This window comes from Collimonas sp. GW821-FHT02H07, from assembly GCF_059421505.1.
On record NZ_JBWKVC010000056.1, the window covers coordinates 1 to 558 of the forward strand.

1 protein-coding gene is annotated in these 558 nt (G+C 60.9%); it reads left to right on the forward strand.

Going from position 1 to position 558, the window contains the following annotated elements; all coding sequences use genetic code 11:
• The coding region (locus AC07V8_RS25800) for an IS110 family transposase (RefSeq protein WP_494681218.1) at nucleotides 1-558 on the forward strand (558 nt) is incomplete at both ends.

Below are 558 nucleotides of genomic sequence, written 5' to 3' on the forward strand. Positions count from 1 at the left end.
GGCCTATCTTCCCGGGCTTGCCATGCGCAGGATTGCCGATCTGCACGCTGGTGAAGCCAAGACGGACGCACGAGATGCCGCCATCATTCCCGAAGCCGCTCGCTCCATGCCGCATGCGCTGCGCTCGCTTCGTCTCGATGACGAACAATTAGCCGAGCTGACCATGCTGTGTGGGTTTGACGATGACTTGGCGGATAAAATTACACAGACAAGCAACCGTATTCGCGGACTCCTGTCCCAGATTCATCCTGCGCTGGAGCGCGTGCTCGGCCCTCGACTCGATCATCCCGCTGTGTTGGATCTGCTGCTGCGATACCCATCACCGTCCAGGCTCGCCTCGGTTAGCGAGGCGAGCCTGGCAAACCGACCCAGCAAGCTGGCACCGCGCATCGGCAAAACCTTGGCGCGTGAAGTAGCCCAAGCACTTTCAGAGCAAACGGTCGTGGTACCAGGAACCAACGCCGCCGCAGTTGTGTTGCCACGCTTGGCGCATCAGCTTGCCGGGCTGCGTGGCCAACGTGAGGAAGTGGCCACCGCGGTTGAAGGCTTGGTTCAAGC